Source organism: Shewanella denitrificans OS217, assembly GCF_000013765.1.
Taxonomy (GTDB): Bacteria; Pseudomonadota; Gammaproteobacteria; order Enterobacterales; family Shewanellaceae; genus Shewanella; species Shewanella denitrificans.
In genome coordinates, this window is sequence record NC_007954.1 from 1,038,824 (window position 1) to 1,060,379 (window position 21,556).

At 44.5% G+C, this 21,556-nt stretch carries 21 protein-coding genes; 13 read left to right on the forward strand and 8 right to left on the reverse strand.

Annotated features, from left to right (window positions below; genetic code table 11):
* Positions 1-269: 269 nt before the first annotated feature.
* The 3 genes from SDEN_RS04740 to SDEN_RS04750 all read left to right on the forward strand — a co-directional run bounded on the left by SDEN_RS04740 (position 270) and on the right by SDEN_RS04750 (position 3,632).
* The gene (locus SDEN_RS04740; RefSeq protein WP_011495363.1) at positions 270-2,387 is read left to right on the forward strand and encodes a methyl-accepting chemotaxis protein; all 2,118 of its coding nucleotides are present in this window, start codon (positions 270-272) and stop codon (positions 2,385-2,387) included.
* A 184-nt stretch (positions 2,388-2,571) separates the two neighbouring features.
* Positions 2,572-3,090 (forward strand): avidin/streptavidin family protein, encoded by a 519-nt coding sequence (locus tag SDEN_RS04745; protein ID WP_011495364.1) that lies wholly within the window; start codon positions 2,572-2,574, stop codon positions 3,088-3,090.
* Between the two features lie 227 nt (positions 3,091-3,317).
* The gene (locus tag SDEN_RS04750; RefSeq protein WP_011495365.1) at positions 3,318-3,632 is read left to right on the forward strand and encodes a cupin domain-containing protein; all 315 of its coding nucleotides are present in this window, start codon (positions 3,318-3,320) and stop codon (positions 3,630-3,632) included.
* A gap of 66 nt (positions 3,633-3,698) precedes the next feature.
* Here SDEN_RS04750 and SDEN_RS04755 read toward each other — a convergent pair whose 3' ends face one another.
* From SDEN_RS04755 to lolB, 6 genes are all read right to left on the reverse strand, one after another.
* Positions 3,699-4,469 (reverse strand): EAL domain-containing protein, encoded by a 771-nt coding sequence (locus tag SDEN_RS04755; RefSeq protein ID WP_011495366.1) that lies wholly within the window; start codon positions 4,467-4,469, stop codon positions 3,699-3,701.
* 618 nt (positions 4,470-5,087) lie between these two features.
* Positions 5,088-5,963, reverse strand: a complete 876-nt coding sequence (locus SDEN_RS04760; protein WP_011495367.1) for an immunity 49 family protein — start codon at positions 5,961-5,963, stop codon at positions 5,088-5,090.
* A 482-nt stretch (positions 5,964-6,445) separates the two neighbouring features.
* The gene (locus SDEN_RS20480; protein ID WP_157599832.1) at positions 6,446-6,619 is read right to left on the reverse strand and encodes a hypothetical protein; all 174 of its coding nucleotides are present in this window, start codon (positions 6,617-6,619) and stop codon (positions 6,446-6,448) included.
* Between the two features lie 981 nt (positions 6,620-7,600).
* A complete protein-coding gene (locus SDEN_RS04765) occupies positions 7,601-8,548 on the reverse strand; it encodes a ribose-phosphate pyrophosphokinase (protein WP_011495368.1) in 948 nt (315 codons plus the stop codon).
* A gap of 91 nt (positions 8,549-8,639) precedes the next feature.
* On the reverse strand, positions 8,640-9,494 hold the full coding sequence (ispE, locus tag SDEN_RS04770; protein ID WP_011495369.1) for a 4-(cytidine 5'-diphospho)-2-C-methyl-D-erythritol kinase: 855 nt from the start codon (positions 9,492-9,494) through the stop codon (positions 8,640-8,642).
* Positions 9,495-9,571: 77 nt separating this feature from the next.
* Positions 9,572-10,183: a lipoprotein insertase outer membrane protein LolB gene (lolB, locus tag SDEN_RS04775; RefSeq protein WP_011495370.1), complete on the reverse strand. Its 612-nt coding sequence runs from the start codon at positions 10,181-10,183 to the stop codon at positions 9,572-9,574.
* A gap of 256 nt (positions 10,184-10,439) precedes the next feature.
* On the opposite strand from lolB, the gene hemA reads away from it, so the two are divergent.
* The 9 genes from hemA (at position 10,440) to SDEN_RS04820 (ending at position 18,543) form a co-directional block, all read left to right on the forward strand.
* Positions 10,440-11,690 (forward strand): glutamyl-tRNA reductase, encoded by a 1,251-nt coding sequence (gene hemA / locus SDEN_RS04780; RefSeq protein ID WP_011495371.1) that lies wholly within the window; start codon positions 10,440-10,442, stop codon positions 11,688-11,690.
* 14 nt (positions 11,691-11,704) lie between these two features.
* Positions 11,705-12,790, forward strand: coding sequence for a peptide chain release factor 1 (gene prfA, locus SDEN_RS04785; protein WP_011495372.1), 1,086 nt, complete (start codon positions 11,705-11,707; stop codon positions 12,788-12,790).
* A 9-nt stretch (positions 12,791-12,799) separates the two neighbouring features.
* Positions 12,800-13,654, forward strand: coding sequence for a peptide chain release factor N(5)-glutamine methyltransferase (gene prmC, locus SDEN_RS04790; RefSeq protein WP_011495373.1), 855 nt, complete (start codon positions 12,800-12,802; stop codon positions 13,652-13,654).
* Between the two features lie 119 nt (positions 13,655-13,773).
* Positions 13,774-14,160 (forward strand): SirB2 family protein, encoded by a 387-nt coding sequence (locus SDEN_RS04795; protein ID WP_011495374.1) that lies wholly within the window; start codon positions 13,774-13,776, stop codon positions 14,158-14,160.
* Positions 14,161-14,169: 9 nt separating this feature from the next.
* Entirely contained in the window at positions 14,170-14,952 is a 783-nt protein-coding gene (locus SDEN_RS04800; protein ID WP_011495375.1) for a tetratricopeptide repeat protein, read from the forward strand.
* Between the two features lie 103 nt (positions 14,953-15,055).
* The gene (locus SDEN_RS04805; protein ID WP_011495376.1) at positions 15,056-16,303 is read left to right on the forward strand and encodes a DUF819 domain-containing protein; all 1,248 of its coding nucleotides are present in this window, start codon (positions 15,056-15,058) and stop codon (positions 16,301-16,303) included.
* 24 nt (positions 16,304-16,327) lie between these two features.
* Positions 16,328-17,176 (forward strand): 3-deoxy-8-phosphooctulonate synthase, encoded by an 849-nt coding sequence (kdsA, locus tag SDEN_RS04810; RefSeq protein WP_041406065.1) that lies wholly within the window; start codon positions 16,328-16,330, stop codon positions 17,174-17,176.
* 266 nt (positions 17,177-17,442) lie between these two features.
* The gene (locus SDEN_RS04815; RefSeq protein ID WP_041405675.1) at positions 17,443-17,952 is read left to right on the forward strand and encodes a GNAT family N-acetyltransferase; all 510 of its coding nucleotides are present in this window, start codon (positions 17,443-17,445) and stop codon (positions 17,950-17,952) included.
* A 378-nt stretch (positions 17,953-18,330) separates the two neighbouring features.
* On the forward strand, positions 18,331-18,543 hold the full coding sequence (locus tag SDEN_RS04820; protein ID WP_011495379.1) for a transcription antiterminator/RNA stability regulator CspE: 213 nt from the start codon (positions 18,331-18,333) through the stop codon (positions 18,541-18,543).
* A 203-nt stretch (positions 18,544-18,746) separates the two neighbouring features.
* Here SDEN_RS04820 and SDEN_RS04825 read toward each other — a convergent pair whose 3' ends face one another.
* A complete protein-coding gene (locus SDEN_RS04825; RefSeq protein WP_157599833.1) occupies positions 18,747-19,430 on the reverse strand; it encodes a hypothetical protein in 684 nt (227 codons plus the stop codon).
* Between the two features lie 403 nt (positions 19,431-19,833).
* Positions 19,834-21,138, reverse strand: coding sequence for an SIR2 family NAD-dependent protein deacylase (locus tag SDEN_RS04830; RefSeq protein ID WP_041405676.1), 1,305 nt, complete (start codon positions 21,136-21,138; stop codon positions 19,834-19,836).
* Between the two features lie 241 nt (positions 21,139-21,379).
* Between SDEN_RS04830 and SDEN_RS20650 the strand changes: the two genes are divergently transcribed.
* Positions 21,380-21,535, forward strand: coding sequence for a hypothetical protein (locus tag SDEN_RS20650; RefSeq protein WP_198134627.1), 156 nt, complete (start codon positions 21,380-21,382; stop codon positions 21,533-21,535).
* Positions 21,536-21,556: the final 21 nt, after the last annotated feature.

Genomic DNA, 21,556 nt, shown 5'->3' on the forward strand with positions numbered 1-21,556 from the left:
GGCTAGGGATTGGTGGATAATATTCAAGCTTTCCTATTTTGAGACGCCTTCTTGAGTTGTCGTCTTAGCTTGCTTTTTAGTTTACCATTGAGTGCATTAGCTATTTTATCCAGTGATGGCTTCAAAGCAGAGACATTGGTATTTTTTAAGCTATGCTCAATGACAGTATTGGGAGCTACTTGTCAGTGATGATTGTACCAATCACATTCTAGTACGGGTCATGGAGGACGCATCGCTTATATCGATATTTTGTTCACAGAGGTCAATACATGAAAAGCTTGTCTATTAGCTCTAAATTATTGTGGATCACATCGGGTCTGTTTTTGGTGACTGTCGCCGTGTTGTCACTGAGCTTATTGTGGGCATTAACGGATAAAAATACCCAGTTATCACAGCAAGTCCAGCAAGCGCTTCACAGTGAAATAAAAAGTAAACTCGATGCCAGAGCTGGGGAATACGGTCAACAAGTCGCGGCATTTATCAATGAAGCCTACCGGATCCCTTTCTCTTTTTCTGGCATGTTAGAGCGTACTTCCAAAGAGGATCCCTTAGAGCGTTCTCGATTAGAAATGTCTGTCGCGGCCATGTTAGATAAAAATACCCAAATTTCATCCATGTATGCGCAGTTTGAGCCTAATGGATATGATGGCCAAGATGCAGAATACTTTGCTGGCGCTAGCCACAGTGTACCGAATTCTGGCACCCTTGAAGTGTATTATGCCCGTAACGATAAAGGCCAAGCAGAGCACATTCAAGTTGAGGAGTCACAAGAAAAATACAATGCGACACTCAATGAGTTTGGTTTGCGTGAAGCTGAGTGGTATCTGTGCGTAAAAGACAGCAAAAAGCCCTGCTTAATGGAACCCTACCTGTATGAGATCACCCCAGGCAACAATGCCTTAATGACTTCTTTAACCGTGCCTGTTGTGGTCGATGGCGTGTTTAAAGGCATGTCAGGGGTTGATGTGAATTTGCCCGTATTTCAAACCTTGATTGAAAAATTGTCCAACAGTTTATACCAAGGTAAGGCCAAAGTGACCTTATTAAGCCATTTAGGGTTGGTGGTGGCAGCCAGTCATTATGATAAGAAAGCGCGACCTTTGAGCGAATCTATTCCCAAAGCAAAAGCGGAGTTATTGATTAATTTAAGCCGTCAACAAGGTTTTGTTGATATGGGAGAGGATATTGCTGTGGCTTATCCTATATCCATTCCTTTAGCGAATACCAGTTGGTCTCTAGTAATAGAAGTACCCAAAGCCCAAGCATTTGAAGCTGTGTTTGCCATGGATAAAGCCATGTCGGATTCGGCCGCCTCTTTAGGCACGTTATTATTGATGGTTGGAATAGCGGCCTCTGTGTTTGCTGTGATAACGATTAGAGTGGTTATTTCTAGCATCATATCGCCGTTGAAGAAAATTCAGCAAAGAGTGGAGAGTCTCAGCAGCGCCGAAGGGGATCTCACCCAGACCATAGAGGTCGATTCACACGCAGAATTAATTGCATTAGCCAAGGGTTTTAGTGCCTTTATTACTAAGCTGCGGCTATTGATCGGCGATTTAAAAGTCTTGGCTGACAGCTCCCAAGATGAAAGCCGCACCTCGGCTAAGATTGCCAACTTAACCCGTGACAGCGTGAATCGCCAATACGGTGAAATTGACAGTGTCGTGACAGCAGTGAATCAACTCAGTGCCACGGCGCAGGAGGTAGCCAAAGCCTCCGAGCAGACGGCGCTGGAAACCGAGGCCATGTCTAAAAATGTTAAGTCCAGCGAGCAGAGCCTAGCACAGGCGATGGCCTTTGTTGAGGCCATGTCAAAAGACTCTTTGCTAGCGAAGCAGGCAGTCAGTCAAGTATCTGAAAGTAGCAACAATATTAGCCGTATTTTGGAGGTGATTAGCGCGATTGCAGAGCAAACAAACCTGTTAGCATTGAATGCGGCTATTGAAGCTGCCAGGGCGGGTGAACAGGGACGAGGCTTTGCTGTTGTCGCCGATGAGGTGCGCTCATTGGCCTCAAAAACCCAAAGCTCGACCAATGACATCAGCGCCTTGATTAGTTCGCTGCAAAAAGAAGTACTGAGTGCCACCAGCGTCATAGATAAAGGCGTCGCTGGCGCCCAGCAAGCGGTGGAGCAAACCGACAAAGCCTTAACTTACCTTAACAGCATAGTAGTGCAGATTAGTGAAGTGTCAGGTCAAGTGACTCACATTGCCGCCGCCGCGGAAGAGCAGAGCGCTGTGACTGAAGAAGTGAGCCGTAATATCACCGGCATTTCAGACTCGGCAGCCGAGCTTTCACGCCTCGCCGATGAAGCGCAGCAGAGCAGTCAAAGCTTAGCCAAACTGGTTGCCCGCCAACACGAGCAGTTAGGGCGCTTAAAAACCTAGCTATTGAAGGCATAAATGACGCCATTACTGTGGCAAAGGATGAAAGGCTAAACAGGATTTAGCCTTTTTTGTTGCCCGAAAAAGACAGTTATTAACTATGCTTATGGGGTAAGGGCTGTGCATGGATATTGCTTGAATGCTCAGCCTTTTATGGATGACGTCAATTAATTAAGGAATGATTACCATGAACACTTCTCTATTATCTCCCCTAATGCAATTACTCAATAAAGTGAAAGTCACAATATCATCGTTTCATCATCTCAAGGTGGGGGCTTTTCTACTCTGCCTTTGTGGGATGAGTGGCACCTTGATGGCCCAAGAGTTGACGGCAATGTCTGCCTGGGTCAATCAAGATGGCTCAACCCTCTATATCAATAGCATTAACGCCCAAGGTGAGCTGACTGGCAGCTACATCAACAGGGCCGCTGGCTTTGCCTGTCAAAATAGCCCCTATCCCGTCAATGGTTGGGTGTTTGGCACGGCCATCAGCTTTAGCACTAAATGGCTTAACTCGGTAGAGTCGTGCAATTCAATCACTTCTTGGAGTGGTTTCTATATCAATACTGGCGGTCAGGGAAAAATTAGCACTTTGTGGCAATTGGTGGTGAATGGCTCAAGCAGCCCGTCGCAGATCCTTAAAGGTCAGGACGTATTTTCGCAAACCAGCGCCATCGAAAATAAATCCCTGTCACTTAAACCTTAAGCATTAAACCTTAAGCATCAAATATTAAGCTTTAAGCGCTTAGCTTAGTCAGAGCTTAGTAAGAGCTTAGTGAATGAAAAATTGATAAAAAGAAGCCAATAGCTAGGCTTCTTTTTATATTGGGCTAATGGCATAGTTATAGCTACAGCTTGTACTCCAGCGAGTCTTATTAGGCAAGGCGTTTGCTTGAAGCTATGGGAGTCAAAATCAAAAATAGGGAAATGCTTATGCCGGGTCAGTATCCAGATAAAATAAAGAGTTTGCCACTTTATGATGGCCGCTTCGATGCCTACAAATTAGCGGCGCAAGGTGCCGATGTGTTGTTTGCCTCCTACCCCGCAGGAACCCAAATCCCACCCCATCAGCATGATACCGATAACTATGGCGTGATTACCCGCGGCGAGTTAATACTGACCTTAAAGGGTGAGCAAACCCGCATTGGCGTGGGCCAGTGGTATCACGTGCCCGCTTTTGCAGAGCATAGCGCCGAGTTTGAGGTAGAAACCGATGAAATCGAGCTGTGGTTTAAGGCTGTGGTTTAAGAGCTAGCACTGCTAGGAAGTGATAGACAGAGCATCATATTTGTTACTTAACCCGAGCTGAGGTTATTAAGGTAATTCATTAAAATTGACTTGAGGTAGGCATTGAAAACCGGGTTTGGCGAACAAGTAACCCTGCATTAACTCTATACCTTCATCTCGTAGCCACACCATTTCTTCAATTGTTTCTACTCCTTCAGCTAACGGAGTTACATTGAGTTGTCGAAATAAATTCAGACAATTGTGAACGATAGCCTGGCGAACTTTGTCTTGGTCAATATTACGAATAAGCTTCATATCAAATTTGATTATCTTGGGCTGAAAATCTACCAGTAATCCCAAGCCAGCATAGCCAGAGCCAAAATCGTCAATGGCGGTGATAAAGCCTGTATCCTTGTAGTACTCGAGGATACGTTTAACAGTATTGGCATCACCCATGTTCTCGCTCTCCGTAAACTCAAACATGATTTTATTGGTGGGGAAATTATACAGTTTGGCGGCTTCTAAGGTGGTTCTAATGCAGCGTTCAGGTTTGTAGATGGCGTTGGGAAGAAAGTTTATGCTCAGGATAGTATCGAGCTTAAGCTTAGCGGCTAGGGCAATGGCTTTCACTCGGCACAGCTGATCAAATAGATAGCGGTTGTCATCATTGACTTGAGATATCACAGAGAATGCAGACTCGTTATTTAAGCCTCGCGCCAATGCCTCATAGCCAAATATGCTGCGGGTTTTACAGTTAATGATGGGTTGAAAGGCCATGGTAAAATCGAAATCAAGCTTGCCTTTATCAGCACAATTGTTGCAAGAAAATCGGTCGTAAATTATCGGTATAGTGTCCATTCATAAACCTTAAAAAAATACAACGTAAGCTGAAATTTTTCAGTAACACACTAAGATATCCCATGATACTAAAGGCGTTTAGTTGGCGTGCTTCAAACCCGCTGATAAGCCCCTGATAAACCAGTGCTGAATTAATGATTTTTAAAGCGACTCATCAACTGTAACGATATCTTAATTATTTAATTCTGCAAGCTAAGTGGGCTGAAAATAAAGAGCATTGAGTTTATGCTGAACGATTAACCCTCCCCGAAAACATGGACTATGTGCCACAGGCACTGAAAAGCCAGCACACAGCACCACCTTTTTCAGTATTTTTGTAACCTGTTAACTTAAAAGCATAAAGCTAAGGGGTCATTAGGGACGCAGATTCATACAGATGCACAGCCCGTCTCTTGCTAAACATCAGGGAAGTACAACTGCTTTTTGCGGTAATGAGTCAAATCAAAAACAATGGCAGGTGTCAGCCGTTGAACAGAAAAAAAAGGCTAAAAGCCTTCGTTGAGCAGGTTATTACCTTGACTCACCAGAAGCGTCCCTATATGGCGTGTGAATCGCACCGTGAATCTCCTTACCATTCACATGAACTAAATAACTGCCTAAATGCGAAGTTGGATTTGCTTATCCTTTCTCCGCTAACTCTGGCGCGGTAAAAGTATTGTAAATCCACCATTCAGGAAGGTAGTCGTTTTTATGTTGTAGCCTCCAGCCATGGCGATCATAAGCTAAACTGGCGGCGGCAATTAATTGCGGTGGATAAAATCCCAAGGGATCCATATCCATCTTATTACTCACCTTTTTCACATAGGCCCGATGTATCTTACTGCCGTGCAAAATAGCCGCTTCAAAGCCTGCTTCATCTTCTTTAGCCAGGCAGTAAAACGGTGCTAATGCCGCTCTGAACCTTAAGTGAAACTCGCGGGCGTGAACCTCGGTAAACTCCTGCTGCAAAGCATCATGGTCCGCTGCAGGATCAAGCATCCCCTGCAGATAACGCACATAAAATGCGGTGTACTCCCTAGGCTCACTGGTGTACTCGGCCGCCATTTGTGGGGTAAACTTCATCAACAAATCAACACTGCTGTGGGCTCGCCTCGATATCGCTTGACAAAGATAGTTGCTCCAATCTAGCCAGCCAATACGCTTATTGAGCTGCCAATAGGGCAAGCTTAGCTGCTGGCTCTGATGAGTAACCACGATGGGCTCGCCACTGCGATTAAGCATACCTTGCATCAGTGTCTCTGCTGTGTGCACTGCAAGGTCAATATAATCAAGTCCGCGACTAAAGTAACTCTGGTCAGCAGTGAGTCCATGCAACTTTATTGCCTCTGCAAACATCCAATAAGCATTCTTTTGCCTGAAAAAAAGTTGCTGATAAATTGGCTCACAAATATCGACAGCGAACCTTTCATCATTAACATTGAGCTGATGGGCTTGTCGCTGCAAGTAATCTGTCCCCGGATTGATCTTTTTATAATGTACTTTCACATGTTCCATAGCTACGCCAGATTATTATTCATTTTCAGTTCATCGATTATATCGATGGCGATAGCTGACTGCTAACGCCAGTGAAAACTATATAATGTCTTATCCTCCTGAGGGGATTAAATCGTTGATAACGACAGCACTTCATCTGTGACAGTGTACAGATGTACATCTGTCAGTGGCTGTGAGAATACATGAAATTCGACATTTTGGGTTCGTAGTGTTTTTATTGTGTGTGGCAGCGTTAATCTCCGTATACAGGCTTGCCATGGCCCATTTCTTTCATCAAAAGTGTCATCGACACACGTGCTCTTTTAAAACAGAAAGATCCTTGTAGCTCGCTTCGACGTCCTATTCTCTTAAACAAAAAATAGACGGTCGTCTCGCCCTATCGTGGTGAAGCGCCCATGGCTCACCTTTTTAGCATTTTTGTAACCTGTTAACTTAAAAGCATAAAGCTTTCAGGTTATATGCAATGTAAACATATTTTTTATTTAAGTGATTGAAAACTCTAAATTACCACTTTGGTTCACTTCAATAAATAATCGAGTTTTATCTGTACATTGAATGCAAATTTCATTTGCGGTAGGTCGAAAAACTTTGGCAATCGACTTTCCACTTAATAATGATTGAATTTGTTTTGCTTCTCTATCTAAATCAGCTTCCATTTACGATTAAACTCCAATATTCGAAAGGCATATGATAACTCATGGTGCTATAGAGCTGCCATGGGGCAGACGGTCGTCTCGCAAACACTTAATGGCTCACCTTTTCAGTATTTATGTACCTGTTAGCATTTAAAGATTACAAACCTGACGTTAACGAGCTGTAAGCCTTCCCTCTGTATTCAACTCAAACTCGCTTTTGGACAGAATTGTGTTAAACAAAACCAACATAACTTAATTTCATTATTTCGAGTACAGGCTTGCCAAGGAATTTACTCATCGACACGCGTAAATACATCCTTGTAGCTCGCTTCGACGTCCAATTCTCTTAAATAAGGAATAGACGGTCGTCTCGCAAACACTCATGGCTCACCTTATATATTTAGGTATAACCTGTTAGCTCTTAAAATCTAGAACCATACTGATGTTAACCCAAACAGTGCACTCATAGGTTACACCAACTTCCCTCGAAGTTGCCGAAATAGGACGATTAAAATACCGTGAAATCATCAGGGATGATGGTTAAGGCTCGTAGGGCACATGGATGTGCTGTCGAGCCGTTAGGTATTTTCTTCGTCATATGAGGAAAAACAAATTCGCGGGCGGCACGGAGGGAGATCCAAGAGGGAGGATTTGCTGTTGAATCTTCCCTCTTGGCCAGTGCAGAGTGGAACCCTGCGACTTTGCTCCAAGCGAAGCTTGGACATCTTGCTGCGTGTGATTGAGACTTTTTATGCAAGAATTGGTCTGTGGTTCATCTTGTATGCCCGCCTGCCCAGCAAACGATTAGGCAGCTTTAGGTTATTTGGCTTTTAACTATCCAATCTAGGCTTATGTTTAAGCTCACGGAACTGAACCCGCTTTCAACTGTTTTAAAAGCTGCAAACAAAAACGCACTCCTTGGGAGTGCGTTTTTAGTGTTAGCGATTCTGTTCGAACTGAGTCACTAACCGATTAGTGGCTGAGCTCTTAGTGACTAAACTCTTAGTGACTAAACATGGCCGAGATTGATTCTTCGTTGCTGACGCGGCGGATGGCTTCTGCAAGTACGCCTGACATAGTCAACTGAGTGACTTTGCTGACGGCGAGCATCTCATCACTTAATGGCACAGTGTCGGTTACTATCACTTCATCGATCACTGAGTTGGCGATGTTTTCAGCCGCTTTGCCAGAAAACACTGGGTGAGTGGCGTAAGCGAATACGCGGTTAGCACCGTGCTCTTTTAAGGCTTCTGCTGCCTTACAAAGTGTGCCACCAGTGTCAATCATGTCATCGACTATGATGCAGTCACGGCCTTGTACATCACCAATGATGTGCATGACTTGAGCCACGTTCGCCATAGGGCGACGTTTGTCTATGATGGCAAGATCTGAGTCATCAAGTAACTTAGCAACCGCGCGAGCGCGCACTACGCCGCCGATGTCAGGAGAGACAACCACAGGGTTATCAAGCTTCTTGGCTAGCATGTCTTCTAATAGCACTGGGCTACCGAATACGTTATCTACTGGCACATCGAAGAAACCTTGAATTTGTTCAGCGTGTAAGTCACAGGTTAATACTCTGTCTACACCCACGCTTGAAAGGAAATCGGCAACCACTTTAGCTGTGATAGGCACACGGGCACTACGAACGCGACGGTCTTGACGGGCGTAACCAAAATACGGGATTACCGCAGTAATGCGGCCAGCGGAGGCGCGGCGCAAGGCGTCGACCATCACTATGAGTTCCATTAGGTTATCGTTTGTCGGTGCACAAGTAGATTGGATGATGAAGACATCCGCGCCACGTACATTTTCGTTGATCTGAACGCTGATTTCACCGTCGCTGAAACGGCCTACAACGGCATCTCCAAGTTTGCAAAATAGACGGTCGGCGATCTTTTTGGCTAGATTAGGGGTAGCGTTACCAGTAAAGAGCTTGATGTCGGGCACTTTATGAACCTCAGAAGTATGCTTAAAGTAAGTGGCTGAAAAACTGTTATCAGTTTACTGCATAAAACACATGCGTTTTTCAGAAGAGTCCTTAGGCGTTAGCGAGTCGCTCTAACAACGGCGATCTATTCATGCCTTTGGCAACAAAACCTGTCATGTTCGGCGGTAATTCTGCCAAAACAGCTAAGGCTTGCTGTTCTTGTTCAAATTCCCCGAACACGCATGCGCCCGTTCCGGTCATTCTTGACGGCGCATATTCTACCAGCCAGCTTAAGGCATTGGCAACTTGAGGGTAGTGCGCTATCACGAGTTTTTCACAGTCATTTGACCAGTGTTGGCTCATTAAATTGCTTAACGAAAGCTTTGGGGTATTACGGGTTAACTCGGGCGATTGGAAGATGGCTTGAGTCGACACATGCACATTGGGCACTAGTACTAGGTACCATTTCTCAGCCGGTAATACCGGCTTAAGTTGTTCGCCAACGCCCTCAGCAAAAGAAGCTAAACCATGAATAAAAACAGGGACATCCGCGCCTAATTTGAGGCCGATTTCGGCCAGGATATCCACATGGTAATTAATATTCCACAGGGCGTTTAAGGCCACTAATGTGGTGGCCGCATCGGACGAACCGCCGCCTAAACCACCGCCCATAGGCAATAATTTTTCCAGCCAAATGTCGGCGCCTTGGGTGACACCTGCGTGTTTTTGTAAGGATTTTGCGGCTTGAAGAATTAAGTTATCTTTATCAGCGACAACTTTGGATAATTCGCTGTGCAGCTTAATTTCACCGCAAAGATTCACTTGAAAGTCTAAATAGTCGCAGTGATCGATAAATTGAAACAAGGTTTGCAACTCGTGATAACCATCGTCTCTTTGGCCTGTGACATGCAAAAACAGATTCAGTTTAGCAGGAGCTGGCCAACTCTTTGAAATTGGGGGTCTCATCTGTGTATTGTCCCTAGGTTTTATTCACGATTTATAAGAGTCGGCTGCAGTTAATAGGGTTAACTGTTGATGATTCATTATTGCTGAGTTTTGAGCGCTTGCCAGCGATTTATCTGAATTCTTACTTGTACGCCTGCACGCTCAATTTTAATTTGCTTAGGCACGCTGGCGCCGCTTTGTTGCTGCCAGCTTAAAAAGCTCACTTGCCAGTTGTGCTCAGGGGCTGGGCTTATCAAGCTCTTAATCAAACCATCGTCATGATAGGCGCTGATTTCATCATTAACCCCCACTTGACCTGTGATCCATAAGGGTAAGTTATCTAAGGGAATAGACCAACCACTGACGGCTTCTAATAAGTCCTGGGGATTGCTGTCCACATATTCTTTACCGTCGACTTCGAGTCTTGCAAGGCCTGGCTTACTGTTGAGTGTTAGCACTGTGGTGCCAAGCATAGTGGTTAAGCTCAGTTGATTTTCTTCACCTAGATGAAACCAATAAAGGTTGGTGCTGAATTTGTCTGTGGGGGATTTTACCGCAATCTTACCTTGCAACTCCCACGCCTTAGCCTGCTTGCTTTGGCTCACGTTTAAGGTTTGGTATTGCTCGCCTAAGGTGCTGGAACAGCCTGATAATAGGCTTGCAGCAACGAGCAGGCAGAGCAGAAGAGTATGATTTAAATTAACGGGCATCAGGCATCATTTTTGGCTGTGAGTTGGCCTCATGATACTTAGGTCATGAGTTTTTGTAAAAATCTTTAATCGCAATAATCACACTTTGCGCTCCGACAACTAGCCGCTAGAATCCCGTAAAACAACACAGTTAACAATAAAACAGTGATATTGGTCTGCTTTTATTCGCTTTTGTTAAGCCAATTGTGTTTTTAGTGGCGGCAATTGAGTAGAATGTGCCGATTAACGGTATGAGTCAGGATCCAAAACGAGTCAGATGAGCTTAGTAGCAATCGGGATCAACCATAAAACGGCCACGGTAGACCTGCGAGAAAAAGTCGCTTTCTCCCCAGACAGCATTCATGACGCCATGAAAAGCCTAGCGAGTCGCACTCGCTCGGGGGAAGCTGTGATCTTGTCTACTTGTAATCGCACTGAGCTGTATTGCAACGATGCCGTTGCCACTGAAGTGATCGAATGGTTGGCAGACTATCATGACTTGAATTTGCAAGATTTGCTGGCCTGTACCTATCAACATGAAGACCAAGCCGCAGTGAAACACTTGATGCGGGTGGCAGCTGGGCTTGATTCTTTAGTCTTAGGTGAGCCGCAGATTTTAGGCCAAGTAAAACAAGCCTTTGTCAAAGCCAAAGAAGCGGGCACCACGGCGCTGACCATAGACAGACTGTTTCAAAACACCTTTTCGGTGGCCAAGAAAGTGCGCACCGAAACCGAAATTGGCGCCGCCGCAGTGTCGGTGGCTTTTGCCGCAGTGAGTATGGCAAAACACATTTTCTCCTCGTTAAAAGCCACTAAAGTGTTACTCATAGGCGCAGGTGAAACCATAGAGCTGGTGGCAAAACACCTTAAAGATAATGGCGTGGCGTCAATCGTGGTCGCCAATCGTACTCTAGAGCGGGCCCAAGCTATGTGCCAAGCGTTCGATGCGACCGCCATTACCTTGCAACAAATTCCAGATTTTCTACCTAAGGCGGATATCGTGATATCCTCTACCGCCTCTCCTTTACCTATACTGGGTAAGGGCATGGTGGAAAAAGCCTTAAAGACCCGCCGCCATCAGCCCATGTTGCTGGTGGATATAGCGGTTCCTCGTGATATCGAGGCCGAGGTGGGTGAGTTAGACGATGCCTTCCTTTATACTGTGGACGATCTGCATAGCATAATTGAACAAAACATGGCTTCTCGCAAAGAAGCCGCAGAACAAGCTGAATTAATTACTGAAGATCAATCACTGCTGTTTATGGAGTGGCTGACATCGTTAGAGTCTGTCGACAGTATTCGTGAGTACCGTACTCAGAGCTTGGTGATAAAAGACGAATTAGTGGAGCGTGCCTTGAACAAATTAGCTCAAGGTGGAGACAGTGAACAAGTGATAATCGAGTTAGCCAACAGGCTGACGAATCGTTTGATCCATTCGCCAACGCAAGCGCTTACCGTCGCGAGTCGCCAGGGAGACTTAACGACATTAGGTCAATTAAGAGCAGCCCTTGGATTAGATAAACACTAAGGTTAGTGAGCTAAATGAAACAATCGGTTATTGGCAAGCTTGAAGGCTTGCTTGAGCGTAATGAAGAAGTATTGGCCATGTTAGGCGATGCAACGGTTATCTCAGATCAAGAGCGCTTTCGCGCCTTATCGAAAGAATATTCTCAACTTGAAGATGTAGTCAAAAGCTTCAAGGCCTTCCAGCAAGCCCAGCTAGACTTAGCCTCGGCGAAAGAAATGCTGCAAGAAGACGACGCCGAAATGCGTGAGATGGCCCAAGAAGAAATGAAAGCGGCCAAGAAAGTGATTGAGCAACTCGAAGATGAGCTGCAAATTCTATTGCTACCCAAAGATCCTAATGATGACACCAACGCCTTCTTAGAAATTCGCGCCGGTGCCGGTGGTGATGAAGCGGCGATTTTTGCTGGGGATTTATTCCGCATGTACAGCCGCTTCTGCGAAGCCAATAAATGGCAAGTGGAAGTGATGAACGTCAATGAAGCCGACTTAGGTGGCTTTAAAGAAATTATCGTTAAAGTTAGCGGTGAAGGCGTTTATGGCAAGTTAAAGTACGAGTCTGGCGGTCACAGGGTACAACGTGTGCCTGAGACTGAATCTCAAGGCCGAGTTCATACTTCTGCCTGTACTGTGGTGGTGCTTCATGAAGTCCCTGAAGCCGAAGCGATTTCTATTAATCCCGCCGACTTAAAAGTAGACACCTTCCGCGCCTCGGGCGCAGGTGGTCAGCACGTGAACAAGACAGATTCTGCCATTCGTATTACCCATATTCCATCGGGGATCATAGTCGAATGTCAGGATCAACGCTCACAGCACAAGAACCGTGCTCAAGCCATGAGCGTGTTAGCGGCCCGAATTCAAGCGATTGAAGATGAGAAGCGTCGCAGCGCAGAAGAGACGACGCGTCGTAGTCTTGTGGCCAGTGGCGATCGCTCTGAGCGCATTCGCACCTATAATTACCCTCAAGGACGAGTGAGCGATCACCGTATCAACTTGACCCTTTATCGCTTAAACGAAATCATGGAAGGGGATTTAAATGCCTTGCTCGAACCTATTATGCTAGAGCATCAAGCGGATCTTCTTGCCGCCCTTGCCGATGAATAAGGATAAGATTTGACTAAATCTTCATACTCGACAATAGCCGAAGTGCTGCAATGGGCCTACTCTCAGTTGGCCTCAAGCTCAGATACTGCCCATGTGGATGCAGAAGTCTTGTTACTGCATTGTCTCAATAAGCCCAAGAGCTTTATTTACACTTGGCCTGAAAAAGCCTTATCTGTGCAGCAGTTTAGGGCATTCAATAATATGGTGCTTAAGCGCCAGCAGGGCGTACCTGTGGCGCATATTATTGGCGAGCGTGAGTTCTGGTCATTGCCATTTATCGTCAATGAGTCAACGCTAATTCCAAGGCCTGACACCGAAATCTTAGTGGAAACCGCCTTGAATTTAACCCTAAGCCCTCATGCCAAGGTGTTGGACTTAGGTACAGGCACGGGGGCGATTGCCTTGTCGTTAGCCTCTGAGCGTCCTGACTGGAAAGTCACCGCTATCGATAAAGTGGATGAGGCGGTGGAGCTGGCTAAGGCTAATCGGCAAAACCTTAACCTGCCCCAAGTGGAAATTTTACAATCAGATTGGTTCAGTGCAGTTAAAGACAGGGATTTTGATTTAATCGTTTCCAACCCACCCTATATCGATGCAGAAGATGAGCACCTTAACTTAGGGGATGTACGCTTCGAGCCTCAGAGTGCGTTAACTGCGGGTGAACATGGTTATGCGGACTTGTTCCATATTGCCGAACATGCCCGCGAACATTTAGTCCATGGGGGCTATTTACTGCTAGAACATGGCTTTGAACAAGCCATCAAGGTGCGTGAAAAACTCATCGAGTTAGGTTATCAACAGGTCGCCACAGTGCGTGACTTTGGTAGCAACGACAGGTGCACCTTGGGCCATTGGCTGAGTTAACCCTGATTTCAGCCAGTCTGAATTATCATCCGCTATTTGAGGCTAGTTCATATTCACTTTACCCAAATTGATATAAACTAGCCGCCAATTTTATTCCCCTTATATTTGAGAATCAAAACATGGAAACCGTATATTTTGCCGTTAAGCATCTGCATTTAACCTTAGTGGCTACCAGTGTGATATTTTTCATTGTGCGTTTCGTTTTACAACTGCGCCAGTCGAGCATTATGGATAAGAAGTTTGTCAAAGTCGCTCCTCATGTTATTGATACATTTTTGCTTTTATCTGGGTTAGCCCTGTGCTTTATTATTCAGCAATTTCCGTTTGTCGATCCTTGGCTCACTGAGAAAATAATCGCCGTGGGTGCCTACATTCTGCTTGGCTATATGGCACTGAGAACCGATAGAAATAAACTGTTTAAAGTATTCGCCTTTATTGGTGCATTAGGCTGGGTAGTGTTTGCCGCCAAAATGGCAGTGTTTAAACAAGTCGCTCTGATAGGTTAATGCGTCGTCATGGATAAACTTATGGATGACATACGCATCCCAGAAAGCGCATTTGAAATTTGTGAACACTTAGGGTTTACGCAGGCGAAATCGGCTCAATGGGCCTGGTTTGAGCTTGCTGGCGCCGTATTAAGTCATTATGTGGTTAATCAAGAGCAGCGTCTCAATGGTTTGCTGCGATGGTTTTATCAAGACTTAGGTTTTAGAGTTCGCGATGACTATTTCAGCATTGAAGCCGCTGACTTAGGCCAGTGCATAATGACCCGCCAAGGCAATAGTACCAGTCTAGCGACTGTGCTGGTGTTACTGGCCAAGCAACTGGATTTACAGCTAGAAGCCGTGCTGTTGCCTGGTAATACTGTGCTGAAAAGTACCGTTAATGGGGTGATCAAGTATCATGACCCACTGACGGGGGGCGAGCTGACTAAACATGGGCTTAAATCCCTCGTTCGCGGCGAGTTAGGCAATGAAGCTAGGCTAAAGCCGAGCCATCTAAAGCCTGCGACTCTTAAGCGTTTACTGAGCCGAATGATCCACGAACTTAAAGCCGGCTCCATAGTAAAACACAAGTTTGAACCTGCCATGGAGTGCTGCAGTCTACTGCTGCAATGGCACCCTGATGATGTGCATTTAAACCGTGAGCGGGCTTTTATCGCCCAACAACTGGGTTGCATTAAGGTGGCCATGTCAGATCTTCAACATTTTATTGACAACAGTCCCCACGATCCTGTGATAGAACTGGTCAAAATACAGTTAAAAGAGTTGAGCCAACAAGCACAGACCTATCATTAAGTCTGAATGGTTTCGCTAAGGGACATTGGCTCAAGCAGCCACAAGCCTTAGGCAATAAAACAAAATAATAAATAGATATTGATAGCTATTAGGGAGAAACACTATGACCACAGCCGCACTGGTGACCAATGATGCCGTAGCACTGGGTATTTTGGCCGTTATCTTGGGAGGCGTTTTTTACACTAATTCATCGACGCACCCATTTTGGCAGAAGTTTTATAAATACATTCCAGCGTTATTGCTGTGTTATTTCTTACCGTCACTGCTCAACACCTTCGGTATCGTCGATGGCCATACTTCACAGCTGTATTTTGTCGCCTCGCGCTACTTGCTGCCAGCTTGTCTAGTCTTGCTTATCTTAAGTGTGGACTTAAAAGCCATTCTAAATTTAGGCCCTAAAGCCATCATAATGTTCTTAACCGGTACCTTAGGTATTGTCATAGGCGGGCCTATCGCCATATTGGCTGTGTCTGTTATCGACCCAAGTTTACTTGGCAATAACGGCCCGGATGCGGTTTGGCGCGGCATGACAACCCTAGCGGGAAGCTGGATTGGCGGCGGTGCTAACCAAGCGGCGATGAAAGAAATCTATGAAGTAGGCGGCGATATCTTCTCAGTCATGGTGACTGTGGATGTGATTGTGGCCAATATCTGGATGGCGGTGCTGTTGTTTATGGCTTCTAAGGCCAAGGAAATCGATGCCAGAACCGGCGCCGACACCAGCGCGATTGAAGTGTTAAAGCAGAAGGTTGAGAAATATCAGGCCGAAAATGCCCGTATTCCCACTCTGCGCGACCTTATGATGATAGTGGCCGTGGGCTTTGGTATCACAGGTTTAGCCCACTTCGCCGCAGATTTCCTCGCGCCATTTTTTGCCACTAACTACCCTTGGACGGCCGATTACAGCCTAACCTCAAACTTCTTCTGGTTAGTGGTTATCGTGACGACTGTCGGTCTTGGACTATCCTTTAGCCCAGTACGTCATTTAGAAGCCGCGGGCGCCTCAAAGGTTGCCACCGCATTTTTGTACATTTTGGTGGCCACCATTGGTCTGCACATGGATATCAGCAAGATTGCCGAAACGCCATTATATTTCCTTGTGGGCATAGTGTGGATGTTAGTGCATGCGGGCTTGATGTTGCTGGTGGCTAAACTTATTCGCGCCCCCTTGTTTTACATGGCGGTGGGCAGTCAGGCCAATGTCGGCGGCGCTGCATCGGCCCCTGTTGTTGCCGCAGCCTTTCATCCGGCATTAGCCCCTGTTGGCGTGCTACTCGCGGTATTTGGTTATGCATTAGGGACTTACATGGCATGGCTATGTGGTCAGTTATTACAAGCTGTTGCAGCTTAAGGACGGTTCAACATGGATCAAAAAATGATTAACTTAGCCACTGAAGCTGGCGCTATCGAAATCGCTAACGATAAGCCCTTCGTGCTGTTTGGTGGCATGAATGTGCTCGAGTCTCGAGATCTTGCCATGTCAATCGCCGAGCATTATGTGGAAGTGACCCAAAAGCTGGGTATTCCTTATGTCTTTAAGGCCTCTTTTGATAAAGCTAACCGCTCATCGGTGAACTCCTACCGTGGTCCTGGTATGGAAGAAGGCCTTAAAATCTTCGAGGAAATTAAGCGCACCTTTAATGTGCCCTTGATAACCGATGTCCATGAAGTGCACCAATGTGCCCCAGTGGCAGAAGTGGTTGATATCATTCAATTGCCGGCATTTTTGGCTCGTCAAACTGACTTAGTGGTGGCCATGGCTAAAACTGGCGCCATCATCAATGTGAAGAAGCCGCAGTTCCTTGCGCCCCATGAGATGCGCCACATAGTGACTAAGTTTAATGAAGCGGGTAACGACAAGATTATCCTCTGTGAGCGTGGTTCAAGCTTTGGTTACAACAACTTAGTGGTGGACATGCTGGGCATGGATGACATGAAAAAAACCGGTTATCCAGTGATTTTCGATGCCACCCACGCGCTGCAACGTCCAGGCGGGCGCGCAGATTCAGCCGGTGGACGCCGCGCTCAGGCAACCGAGCTTGCAAGAAGTGGTATGGCTTTGGGTATTGCGGGACTCTTTATCGAAGCGCACCCGGATCCCGATAACGCTAAGTGCGATGGCCCTTGTGCGCTTCCGCTGCATCAGCTCGAAAACTACCTCAAGCAGATGAAAGCGGTCGATGATTTGGTTAAATCATTCGCGCCCATCGACACCAGTAAATAAACCAAGGCATTCGCCATAAGGCGTCTGCATTGTCAGGTTTAATATCAAAAGCCCTGAGTTGGAAGCAACTCGGGGCTTTTTTATGTCATAAAGTAATGAAAAGTCATAGAGTTTTTCACACCACTCCATATTTGTTCCGAGTGCTCATTGTGAGCCAGTATGTTAGGGTTTCTGCAACAATCAGTTATCTTGCTCGCCCAGTCTCACTATTCATTTCAGCGGGACTGATTAGGGCTCAAGTGCATACAAGAATGAGAATAAGCAAAATGAGCATAATCACAGAAACAACTAGGTTGGTCATCCGCGAATTTACTCGGGAGGATGCTCAAGCAGTGTATGACTTTAATGCGCCAGAAGCCGTCAACCGATACACGGGTGATGTGGGTTGCTGTAATAGCCTCGAAGATGCCTTAAGCATAATAGAAAACATTTGGCTGACAGAATATGCGCAGTTCGGTTTCGGCCGCTGGGCTGTGGTGTTAAAAGAGACGGGGAAGGTAATAGGTTTTTGCGGCTTTAAACATGAGCCGCGCCTTATGGGCGTCGATATTGGCTACCGCTTTCATCCAGACTATTGGGGGCAGGGCATAGCGACTGAGGCGAATCTGGCGTGTTTCGCGTATGCACGCACTAATATGGCGTTGGTTGAAGTCTTCGGTGAAGTTGTAACGGAAAATATTGACTCAATAAAGGTGATTAAAAAATTGGGGATGGAGTTTGTTAAGCAATATCAGCAAGATGGCTATAACATAGCCCAGTACAAGGTGCTGTTATAGCACAGCGTTTATAATCAGTGTCAGCCGTAAATTCAGTGGCTAATTGCGCTTAACCCATTGTAATTAATCGCGAAATACATATGGTCGTTAGTTGGTTACATGTGGCTGGTCAAGATTACTTTTGTAAAACTAGCGAGAATTTCATTAATAATATCAATTAAGGCTTTACAATATCCTAGACTGATGTAGTATATGCCTTGCTCTGGCATACAGAGTTATTAATGAACATCAAAAGTAAAAGTAAAGCCTCAGAATCTGCGTTAACGTTGTTATCTTCTGTGTTTCCCTTAGCTTTCATCGTCACATTTAATAATTCAAGCTTCAGTGCATCGCATTTCGCGGTAGATTTATTAACTTTAATTATATAGGGGACATAACATGTCTAACAAAACAACTGGTCTAGTAAAATGGTTTAACGAAGATAAAGGTTTCGGATTCATCACTCCAGACAATGGCGGCGCTGACGTATTCGTACATTTCCGTTCAATCACTTCAGAAGGTTTCAAAACTTTAGCTGAAGGTCAAAAAGTTTCTTTCGAAGTAGAGCAGGGCCAAAAAGGTCCTCAAGCAGCTAACGTTTCTGCTATCTAATCTAACTTTGTTAGAATGACGCAAATGGTTCACGCCGTTTGCGTCTTTTTTTTGCCTGTAATTTGATAAAAATAACCCCACAGCTTGCTCTACAGCACCACCTTCTAGCGCAATAGCTTGATACAATATCCTCGCTCCAAAGCCTCAACAATTACGTCCCCAATTCCAAAAGTTTATATTTTAATTGGCTAACTCATTGATACTTACAATGCAAAGACACTCTTGATGTCTTGTCCTTGTTTTAGTTTTTCTAAATTTTCATAGAGAGTGGCTTTATCGACCGGCTCCACTAGCACTCTGGCAGCTTTATAGCTGGCAATGGAAAATTCGAATGGATTGCTCTTAACAGTATTGATTTGATCAACAGACAGTTGGATATTTTCTAAAAGATAAGGCTCCCTGAAATCAACTAACAGCGCGACTCCTTCATTAAACCAAATCGGCACATTTAACAGGTGATTTAACCAACCCACTCTATGGTGGACTTCAGCATGGGTATATTCGTGGGCAATCACATCAATATTCTGCCCTTTGGGACCCAAAATAAGGCATTGGCCCAGAGGCGTCAGCAAGGCTTTGCCAAAGGGGTTAGCGCCAAAATCAGCGGCTTCAATGTCATTTGCTGCAATAACCACTTTAGGGTTAGCAATCATATTGCCAAACGTCTGGTTAACTCGACGTTTCCCCAGCTCAATCACTGTAAGTAGCTTTTCGTTTTGCTCACTACTAAAAGCGTTGCTAGCGAACACATTCGGCGCTATTTCTGAATATTCGGCATGTTTAGCATATTCAATGAGTTCACAAGCCAAGGCATGACGCTGAGTGACACCAAAGACAATGACCACTGCACTAAGCAAACAGAGTAACAACACACTTAACTTGGACACAAAACCTCCTTGCTTCTGAAAAATCATATTTAAACGCCCACTTTACATCTCAATCCCATACATTTTCGAGTTACAAACAATAATCACAAGCCAAAAACTTCAAGCTTTTAGAACAGCTGGCACGTTTAAGTTATTCAAGCTGTGTTGGGCTTTTGAATTAAAATCAAAATCAAGGTCGTGAGCTTCCAGCCCTCAGTTATTTTATAAAGAGTGGTCAAGGAGGACTGCTCGTCCTAGTCCACCTTAGCAATCCCTGACTCTAGCTCATAAGCTAGTCGTAATCGAGCATTCGCCCTGGCAGGCTCTCGCCTTCTAGAGTAAAGAGTTTTCAACGGCCTCAATGAAGTGTTTGCTTTTAATGTGTTACTGTCCGATTTTTTTACAATGGCTGGCATGGTTAAGCTCACTGTGTCATGACTTCTTTAGCGTCATCACTTGGGCTTTCGTTCTTATAAAACTCTCGAATCATAACTCTATTTTCATAGGTTAAATCGTTCCAATGAGTTTTCCATGTTTGAAAGGCATCCCATGAGCAGCCGTAGTACTTGATTTTAGACATATTTCCAAATGAGGTCTTTACTGCGTCCAAGTATGTTTTTTCTAGTAAAGTGTTCTTCATATCCATAATTGACCCCAAATGAATGAGCCAACTAGCTAAATGGTCGTATTGAACCCATGCCCCATTTTCACTTGTAAAATCATTTTTCCTTTGAAGAATATCCTTGATAAATTTAATAACCTTTGAATGGGATGCTAGTATTCCATTAGATGACAAGGTAGCAATTATTTCAAAGAATGAGTTATATGATTTAAGGTATTCATCCGTATATTTCTCACTCCCATCTAATACTGATATTAGTAGCTTCTTTGAATCAGAAACACAGTCTTCGATAGCTTTGTGTTTTTGTAATAAAGTTGCAAAAAAATTATCTATATTTGTATTATCAATAACTCTCAACCCATAGCTTTTATCGTAATAATCTTTCACATGCTTATCGACTGGTGAACGAGATAAATAAAATAGATGTTGCCTGTTAATGTCGTGAGCTCTATTTGCTCTTAAATTATTAAGAATAGATTTGAAATTAATATCAGCTAGAGAGTAACCAATAATAACCGTTGTGTTTTCTTCAATTAAGGTTTGAACCTTTTTTGAAAAATAATCTGGTTTATTAATAAATTTAAAGTAATCATCGGCCGTGACGACCATATTTTTAGGAAACTTAACGGAGCCATGGATATGATATACCTGAACACCAATTGGCTGTCTGTTCACTGGATAGCCAATTGCATAGGATGTAGCCTTATCCAAACCAAGTAATTCATTCTCAATCAACAGGTCATAATTCGTTGTTATGAACTTCAAATCATTAAACCTATTTACAAAACTTTTTACTTTATCTGCTTTGTCTGAGAGTTTTACTTTTTTGATTATTTTAGCTAATTCAGTATGTAAGCATTTCCCTTCAGAATGCATTTTTACTTGAATTATACTTGCACATTCTTCTAACGGCATTATTGGCTTGTCATCAGGGAATAATTGTTCTAATAGTTTATTTCCTCCTTCAATTTCATTTACACTCTTCTTAAGTAAATCTAGCCAGTTAGGGGCTTTTTGGGCTGTTATATGCATTGAGAAACCTGTCCCAACAAAAAAGCACAATGATTTTGACTCTAGTGCATAAGCTAATTCGAAATATGGTTCCAATTGCCACCTCTTTAACTATAAACATACGAGTCTAGGCCTATAACCTTTGTATTATGTGCATGCTCGTTCTTATCTAAATAATAAGTACGTCTAAATATTGGTTGCTCTAGTTTAAACCATGTTTCATCCAAATCACTGATACTACTTGCTAAAAATGTTGTACTCAAGAGTTAATGCTGCTCCCAAATGGTTTAATCTTGAAAGTTAAAAGGCAACACAGGATCCAATAAGGTGAACCCTGATGCTTCGCGAAACGACCATTCGCCCCATGGACGGGGCGGTTGAGCATCCACGGATGGACTTGCTGCGTGTCGATAAGAGAAGTGTCATGGCGAGCCTGTATGCCATGTTTTTCAGCCAGCTATTAAACAAATTTAAAGAAAAAGCCCTGCGTTAACAGGGCTTGGTATTGCTAATG